The following is an 8,461-nucleotide window of genomic DNA, read 5'->3' as shown; positions in this document are numbered from 1 at the left end:
GGCGATCGGCAACAGCGGCAGTGCGGTGAGCTTGATGGTGACGGCACCAACCGCCAAAATCAGGGGAACGAGCCGAGAATCGAGGATGGAAGCGGTTTTTCGATCGAGGGGATCGGATTGCTGCAACGGGTTGGTTAGCGGCTTGGGTTCGGCAGAAGTAACGAGAATCGCCCAAGCGGTTATGCCGACGAGGGAAGTCACGGCAACATCGGCAGAGAACGAGATTAAAATTGGCGATGCGGGAGAGCTTGCCAAATAAATCGAAATGACGATCGCGAAAAAGACAAAGAGAAATCCGTCTGAAACCTTTGCCCGACCCGAAACAATTTTGCTCAGGGCGATCGCAACTTGGAGGGTATCGAGAAAATAGATGTACCCATTTGAAACTGCCCCAATGCGATCGCCTAAAAATTCAGGGGTTAGGGGTGCGGCGAAGGCAAACCACGAGGAGGCAAAGCTGAATTTTGGGTTAATTAGAGCGACTCCGGGAACGGCTCCAAATTCGGAAAGCCACTGAATCGAACCGAGGTGATACAATCCCGTATCGAACCACCAGATTTGCTGCGACATCAACGCCGCGATCGAGATCGTCAATAGCGCGCTTAGCGATATCGAACCTAACGTGAGAGAGCAGCATGCGATCGCCATGGCAACCCGAACCCGCCGTAACGTCAATGCCGAAGTCGTTAGCACGGCAAATCCTAGAAGTCCGACCGACAACGAGAGCGGTACGACAAATGATACTGCCAGTAGCGCAACGCACAGAATGACAAGACCCAGCCAAGTGGATGCGATGAAGCGATCGCCAATGTCATCGAAGTCACGATCTCGAATAAGAGCGAGCGTTCCATTGCCGACGATCGAGCAAACTGCCAGAAGCGCGAGCCAAACTAGGATTAGATAAAGCATAAAGATGAATTGTCAATGGTCAAGGGTCAGTTGTGTAGACTCAGTATCGGCTATCGGGCGTTGCTTTAAAAACCATTCAATCGTTCTCCCTCTTTTTATATTTCTCTCCCCCAGCTCACCAACACGAGTGTTCTAATTGATGGGGTGGTGGTTAGAAATCCCCGATCGATATTCGATCCGAGCGAGGGGTGTTGTCACCCCTCGCTCGGCGATACTTAGATATATTTTCGTAGATTTTAATTCGTAAAATTTGTATTTTGTCAATCCCTCCGAGGTTTTAAATTCGATAAAATCTCGATCTAGATCGAGATAAATTTGTTCCAAATTCAGATATTCAACTACCTAAGGTTCAATTTAATTCTCAAAATTGTAGAGAAAAAATCTGTTTTTTTCGTCCTAATAAATGAAGTTTGCGATTGCGACGATCTCGATGCATTCAAAATTTCGTGCTTTTCCAGGAGCGAGGAAGCAAACAAAGTTGTAGCCCCACAAGCCCTTCTGTATAAAGCGTTACACATTTTTTTTGGAAGTCCCAACCTTGCAGATAGTGAAGTGGAGAAGAGCGAAAAATCTATTCCCCGATCTTTCTACCCTCTCGCAACGTCAGATCGAAAATCGGGAAATACACTCCAGATAGATATAGAAGGCAGAAAAGTTTTCAGAACAATTTTTCTGACATATTTACAGAGTCTTTATAAACGAGAATTATTATTTAAAGACTTGATGAGTCTATGTCTTTTGACTGTCTACTTACGTGAAAGTATGGAACGATGTTTGGTACCGGAAGGCTTTTAAACATCTAAGTAAATTTCATCAGATCCTAACTAGGTCATAGCGATGCAAACCGCAAAATCACTAACCATCTCGATCGTCATTCCCGTCTACAACGGTGGGAAGGCCTTCTACAAGTGCCTGTCGAGCTTGCAAGCGGTCATCTGCGACCCCGAGGCCATTTCGCCTCACGAGATCGTCGTCGTGTCCGATGGGGATACAGACGGATCGTGGCAGCTCGCCGAACAGTTTGGGGCGAAGGTCATTCGCTGTGCCACCAGTCGAGGCCCTGCCCGAGCCAGGAATATCGGCGCTCGTGCCGCGACGGGAGACATCGTATTTTTCGTCGATGCCGATGTGACCGTTTATCCCGAGACCATTGGCCGCGTCGTTCAAGAATTTGAAAGAGCGCCTGACTTAGCCGCTCTAATCGGTTCCTACGACGATGCTCCAGGGGCTCATAATTTTCTATCTCAATATAAGAATTTATTCCATCACTACACCCACCAAACCTCTAGCGAAGTCGCCTCAACCTTCTGGGGAGCTTGCGGCGCGGTTCGGCGAGAGGTCTTTCTACAGCTGGGTGGATTCGATGAAAAATATCGTGCCGCTTGTGTTGAAGACATTGAGTTAGGATACCGACTCAAACGGTACGGTCACGCAATAAAACTTTGTAAGGATATTCAGGTCAAGCACCTCAAGCGCTGGGAAGCTTTCTCCCTCCTCCGGGCAGAGATTTTCTACCGCGCACTGCCCTGGACGGCGCTGCTATTACGCAATCGCGCCCTCAATAACGACCTCAATTTACAAACATCGAGCCGAGTCAGCGTTCTACTGGTTTATGGCTTGGTATTAGCCCTCGCTCTGGCGGCGATCTCGCCTAGTTTCGCGGCACTCTTACCGATTGCGGCTGTCGCGTTAGGTCTGATTAATTTACCCGTCTATCAATTTTTCCATCGCAAGCGAGGATTGTTCTTCGCACTCAAGGTCGTTCCTTGGCATTGGTTTTATTTTTTCTACAGCGGCTTCGCATTTGCGATCGGTTTAGCTCGTCACGGGGTCAGAGAGTTAACCCCCTTAAGAATGGGCAAGTTGTCCAGAATTTGGGCTAGCTAAATCGTCAGCATTGAGCTATTGGTTCTTCGTCAATCTCGCTTCAGCCAACGGTTCAATCCTGACACTCAGAATTCCTATCGATATCGAACTCATTTAATTTTTGAAGTTGAAATCCGATCGAGCGAGTCGAACGCGAAGCTCGATCGATTGTTTGAATGTTTTTCTCGCGTATCGACGCTCTGCAAGCAACTCAACTCTGCGCAATCGAGTTATCTAGCAATATATATATCAAGCTTCATCATGCAACACTATCCTACAGTCGTCATCGGCGGAGGCCCTGCCGGTCTCACAGCCGCCTATCAACTCAGCAAGCAGAACCACAAAAGCGTGGTTCTCGAAAAAGGCGATCGGGTCGGGGGCATCTCCCGCACCGAAACCTATAAAGGCTATCGCTTCGACATTGGCGGTCACCGCTTCTTCACCAAAGTTAAAGAAGTCGAACAGCTTTGGCACGAAGTCCTCACCGACGACTTCATCAACGTCCCTCGGATGTCTCGGATTTATTACGATGGCAAATTCTTCAGCTATCCCCTCGAACCCTTCGACGCGCTGACTAAGCTGGGCCTGATTGACAGCATGATGATTATGCTCAGCTATATGAAAATCAAAATGCGCCCCTTGCCCGAAGAGGATAACTTGGAACAGTGGGTGACCAATCGATTTGGCGAGCGCTTGTACCAAACCTTTTTCAAAACCTACACCGAAAAAGTTTGGGGAATGTCTTGCACCAAAATCCAAGCCGACTGGGCCGCCCAGCGCATTAAAGGACTCTCCCTCAAAAAAGCAGTCCTCAACGCCCTGTTCAAGGTCAACAATACCAAAACCCTGATTAAAGAGTTTGAATATCCTCGCTTGGGGCCGGGCATGATGTGGGAACGGTTTCAAGAGAAACTCGACGATCGCGGATCGCCAGTTCACTTGAAGACCAACGTCATCGGCATCGAGCGCGAAGGCAAGCGCATCAAAAGTATCACCGCCATTAAAGACGAGCAACTCGTCAAATTCTCCGGCGACAACTTCGTCTCGAGTATGCCGGTCTCCTTGCTGCTCAACCGCCTCAATCCCGCCCCTCCCGAGCATGTCTTAGAAGCGGCACGAGGATTGAAGTATCGCGATTTTCTAATCGTCTCCCTGGTGGTGAATAAAGAGCATTTATTCCCCGACAACTGGATTTACATCCACAGCCCCGAGTTCAAAGTCGGCCGCATCCAGAACTTCAAAAACTGGAGTCCGGAAATGGTTCCCGATGCGAGCAAAACCTGTCTGGGTATGGAGTATTTCTGTAGCGAAGGGGATAACCTGTGGGAGATGTCCAACGAGGACTTAATTGCCCTGGCCAGCCGAGAAGTCGTCGGTTTGGGGTTGGTAGACAATACCGACCTGATTGAAGACGGCACGGTGATTCGTCAGTACAAAGCCTATCCGGTTTACGATGGGGAATATCGCCGCCACCTTCAAGTGATTGAGGATTATCTCGAAACCTTCGAGAACCTGCAAACCACCGGCCGCAACGGAATGCACCGTTACAACAATCAAGACCACTCCATGCTGACGGGAATGCTCGCGGCGAAGAATATTCTCGGCGAAGACCACGATTTGTGGAACGTGAACGTCGAGCGTTCCTACCACGAAGAGTTCACCAAGGAGCGCTTCGAGAAGCAGCAGCAGCAGCAACAGCAGAACGACGACACGCCCAAACCGGTCAGTATCAAAGCCTAGGGAGGAAACCCGAGATGGCACCACAGACCCAGCACGAACCTAAGGTATCGGTGGTGATTCCGGTCTATAACGATTCCGGACGACTGACCCGATGTTTGGAAGCACTCGATCGTCAAACTTACCGGCGCGATCGCTACGAAGTTATCGTTGTCGATAACGGTTCGGAGGATGCGGCAGCCGTAGAAGCTTTGGCAGGTCGGTTCGGGGCGATCTTCTCCTGGGAATCCACACCGGGTTCCTACGCCGCTCGCAATCGAGGGATTTCGGTGGCAACTGGGGAGGTTATAGCATTTACCGATGCCGATTGTATTCCCGCTGCCGACTGGATCGAACGGGGGGTTAGCTGTCTTCAACGCCACCCCGATTGCGGTTTGGTGGCCGGTAACATCGAGTTGTTCTTCCAAAATCCCGATCGCCTCACCCCCGTCGAACTGTTCGAGAAAGTGACGGCGTTTACCCAACGGCAGTTTGTGGAGGGCGATCGATATGGGGCGACGGCTAATCTCTTTGTCCGGCGGTCAATTTTCGATCGCGTCGGTAACTTTCGCGTCGGGCTGAAGTCCAGCGGCGATCGCGAGTGGGGTCAGCGGGTTCACAGCTTTGGCTATCCCTTGGTTTATGCTTCGGACGTGCGGGTTTCCCATCCGGCGAGATCGACGTTCGGCGAGCTTTACGCCCGCACCCGGAGAATCGCTGGCGGTTTCTACGATTTGCACGTTCGCGATCGTCCCTCTTCCTGGGAACGCGATCGGGCATTTGCCGGAGCAATGCTAACTCATCTGATTCCACCGCTGATGTTCGTCTGGAATGCTTTGGGCGATCGGCAGTTGAAGGACGCGCGAGACAAACTTCAGGTTTGTCGTGCGATGTTCTTTTTCCGATACGTCAGTGCGTTGGAAATTCTGCGGCTGAGATTGGGTCGGCGATCGGCACGGGCTTAAGATCGGACGAGGGCGAACCACAAAGACACGAAGGACGCGCTCGTCAGAAGAAGAATGCGCTCGGATAACCTCCGATGGCTTCATCAAAAAGTCGTTCGATAGTTGCTGGGATCGCACATTCCCGGTAGACGTTCAATTTTTGGTTTCATAATCATAGACTTGGTACATTGTCAATTTCACTCGGGTATAAGAGATGAAAATTGCCTTTATGGTCGGACAGTTCCCCCTACTGTCTGAGACCTTTATCCTCAATCAAATTACGGGGGCGATCGATCGGGGGCACGAGGTCGATATTTATGCCGATCTTCCTGGAGACATCACCATCCTCCACGGCGATGTCACGAAATACAAACTGCTCGATCGAACCACCTATCTGCCGTCAATTCCCGAAAACCTGCTCTGGCGCTGTATTAAAGGGTTTGGCTTGCTCGCCACTCGACTGCGGCAAGCACCGCTCAAAACCCTGCGCGCCCTAAATGTGGTTCGATATGGGAAACCGGCTCTCTCGCTGTGGCTGCTCTACAGCCTGGTTCCAGAACTCGCATCGAGCTACGACATCATTCACTGCCAGTTCGGGACGCAAAGTTTCCGAGGAATGGCGTTTCAGACGGTTAATTCCCCCCAAGCCAAGTTGGTGACCACCTTTCGCGGGCAAGATATCAGTCGATTCGTGGCCCAGAAAGGTCCCCACATCTACGATCGCCTCTTCTCGCGGGGAGACTACTTCCTCGCCAACTGCGAGTTTTTCAAACAGCAGGCGTTGGAGTTGGGTTGTCCGAGAGATCGGATAAAAGTTCACGGTTCTGGGCTGGAGTGCGATCGCTTTCCCTTCAGAACTCGCCGTCCACCCGCCAAAAAACCGGTTCGGATTGCCACCGTAGGACGGTTGGTAGAGAAAAAGGGGATCGAGTACTCGATTCGAGGAGTCGCCGAATGCATGCGATCGTATCCGAATCTAACATATACGATCGTCGGTGAGGGGGAGTTGCGCCCAGAATTAGAGCAGTTGGTGCGATCGCTCGGACTCGAATCGAAAATCAAATTGGTGGGTCAAAAGTCTCAAGAAGAACTCATCGACATTCTCGAAACCTGCCATTTGTTTATTGCCCCGAGCGTCACCGCTGCCGATGGCGATCGAGATGCCCCCGTCAATACCCTCAAAGAGGCGATGGCAATGGGTTTACCGATTATCAGTACCCGCCACGGGGGGATTCCCGAGTTGGTAGACGACGGCGTGGAAGGATTCCTGGTTCCCGAGCGAGATGCGTCGGCGATCGCGCGGGAGTTGAGTGAATTGCTCGAACATCCCCAACGGTGGCCGATAATGGGACGTGCCGGACGCGCTCGCGTCGAAGCTCAGTACGATTTGTCTCGACTCAATGACGAACTCGCTACTTTGTATCGATCGCTTTTACAGCCCGACCAACCCCCTAGCAAAACTGCTTCTCTTTTACCTACTTAAATTTTCTGGAGGATCGATCGTATGACTGCTACCATCCGTCAATCGAGTTCCCAACCGACTTCCCAACCGACTTCCCAACCTCAAGCCGATACTAGCTCGGCCGAGCCGTTAGTCACCCTCGTCGTCGTGCCGCGCGAGCGCTTCAGTTGCGCCCGCGAATCTCTAGAGAGCATTTACGCCCATACCCAACTCCCCTTCAAGCTCGTCTACATCGATGGCAACTCTCCGGCCAAACTGCGCCAGTACCTCGACGAACAAGCTCAGATCCGGGGATTCGAGATCGTCCGCACGGATGTTTACCTCTATCCCAACCAGGCGCGGAACCTAGGATTGCAGCAGGTTCGCACCAAATACCTCGCTTTTGTCGATAACGATGTTATTGTCTCCGATGGTTGGCTCGAAGCGTTGGTGCGCTGTGCCGAAGAAACCGACGCCGCAGTGGTCGGGCCGCTGATGTGCCAGTACGAGCCGATTCACGAAGAAATTCACTTCGCAGGCGGTCAGAGTCATGTCTGGGTGGATAAAACCGGGCGACGACGGATGCGGGAAAAAATGAACGACCAGGGTAAAAAGGTCGATCGGGTGCGATCGCGCTTGGAACGCTCTGAGACGGAACTGGCAGAGTTTCATTGCGTTTTGGTGCGGAGATCGGTTTTCGATACCGTCGGATCGCTCGATGAAGGAATGCTCAATACGAAAGAACACCTCGATTTTTGCTTGAGCGTTCGCGAAGCAGACCAGACGGTATATTTCGAGCCGGAGTCCCTAGTGACTTACGTTCCCGGCGCACCGCAAGACTTGTCCGATGTCCATTACTATATGCTGCGCTGGAGCGATGAGTGGACGTTATCGAGCTTGCATCGGTTTCGCGATAAGTGGAACCTGGCCGAAGACGGTTACTTTCAAGCCAAGTACAAAAAACTGGGCTGGCGGCGCTATATGTCCCTCATCGAACCCCTTGCCCGTCGGTTGACCTTCGGCATCGGCACGGAATGGGTGGCGCGCGCGATCGCCAAACTCGAACATGGATTCAACCGCTATCTCACCTACCGTCACCGCCAAACCCAGCAGCATTTAGCTCAAACAGCCCAAACAGACCCAACAGCGAACGATCGTCCGGTTCCTTCGGGCCTAGAACAAGTCTGAGCTTATGAGCTTTCAGCGCAAAGTTCTCCAAGCGGCGATCTGGACGGCCGTCCAAAATTGGGGCGGACAGTTCGGATCGCTGTTGGTCTTTTTCGTACTGGCGCGGTTGCTCGGGCCCGAAGATTTTGGCTTGGTGGCCCTGGCCAACGTCTTTTTGGCTTTCGTGCATATTTTCCTCAACCAAGGCTTTCCCCAAGCCCTGGTACAGCGGGAAAACCTCGAACCCGAACATATCGATACGGCGTTTTGGACGAATCTGGTCTGCGGTTGCATATTAACGATCGCCGGGATTGCGTTTGCTCCCCTGGTGGCACAATGGTTCGATCGTCCGGCGTTGGTGCCGATTTTGCGCTGCTTTTCGGGATTAATCCTCATCAACTCCCTGACTGACGTTCAG

General features: G+C 51.7%; 7 protein-coding genes. 6 read left to right on the top strand and 1 reads right to left on the bottom strand.

Translation table 11 applies throughout. The annotated features are described in order from the left end of the window. On the bottom strand, positions 1–909 hold a 909-nt coding region (locus IQ235_RS11790; protein ID WP_264321659.1), incomplete at its 3' end, for an LIC_10190 family membrane protein. Between the two features lie 837 nt (positions 910–1,746). Between IQ235_RS11790 and IQ235_RS11785 the strand changes: the two genes are divergently transcribed. The 6 genes from IQ235_RS11785 to IQ235_RS11760 all read left to right on the top strand — a co-directional run. Continuing rightward, the gene (locus IQ235_RS11785; protein WP_264321658.1) at positions 1,747–2,796 is read left to right on the top strand and encodes a glycosyltransferase family 2 protein; all 1,050 of its coding nucleotides are present in this window, start codon (positions 1,747–1,749) and stop codon (positions 2,794–2,796) included. A gap of 240 nt (positions 2,797–3,036) precedes the next feature. After that, positions 3,037–4,515, top strand: a complete 1,479-nt coding sequence (locus IQ235_RS11780) for an NAD(P)/FAD-dependent oxidoreductase (RefSeq protein ID WP_264321657.1) — start codon at positions 3,037–3,039, stop codon at positions 4,513–4,515. Between the two features lie 14 nt (positions 4,516–4,529). Then, a complete protein-coding gene (locus IQ235_RS11775) occupies positions 4,530–5,456 on the top strand; it encodes a glycosyltransferase family 2 protein (protein ID WP_264321656.1) in 927 nt (308 codons plus the stop codon). A gap of 193 nt (positions 5,457–5,649) precedes the next feature. Then, positions 5,650–6,918: a glycosyltransferase gene (locus IQ235_RS11770; protein WP_264321655.1), complete on the top strand. Its 1,269-nt coding sequence runs from the start codon at positions 5,650–5,652 to the stop codon at positions 6,916–6,918. Positions 6,919–6,939: 21 nt separating this feature from the next. Next, entirely contained in the window at positions 6,940–8,064 is a 1,125-nt protein-coding gene (locus IQ235_RS11765; protein ID WP_264321654.1) for a glycosyltransferase family 2 protein, read from the top strand. Between the two features lie 4 nt (positions 8,065–8,068). Then, positions 8,069–8,461, top strand: a 393-nt coding sequence (locus IQ235_RS11760; RefSeq protein WP_264321653.1) for an oligosaccharide flippase family protein, incomplete at its 3' end; no start/stop codon positions are given.

It is taken from the genome of Zarconia navalis LEGE 11467 (assembly GCF_015207075.1).
Classification (GTDB): Bacteria; Cyanobacteriota; Cyanobacteriia; order Cyanobacteriales; family Geitlerinemataceae; genus Zarconia; species Zarconia navalis.
Note: the sequence above shows the minus strand (reverse complement) of the source record. Positions and strands in the feature narration are given on the sequence as shown.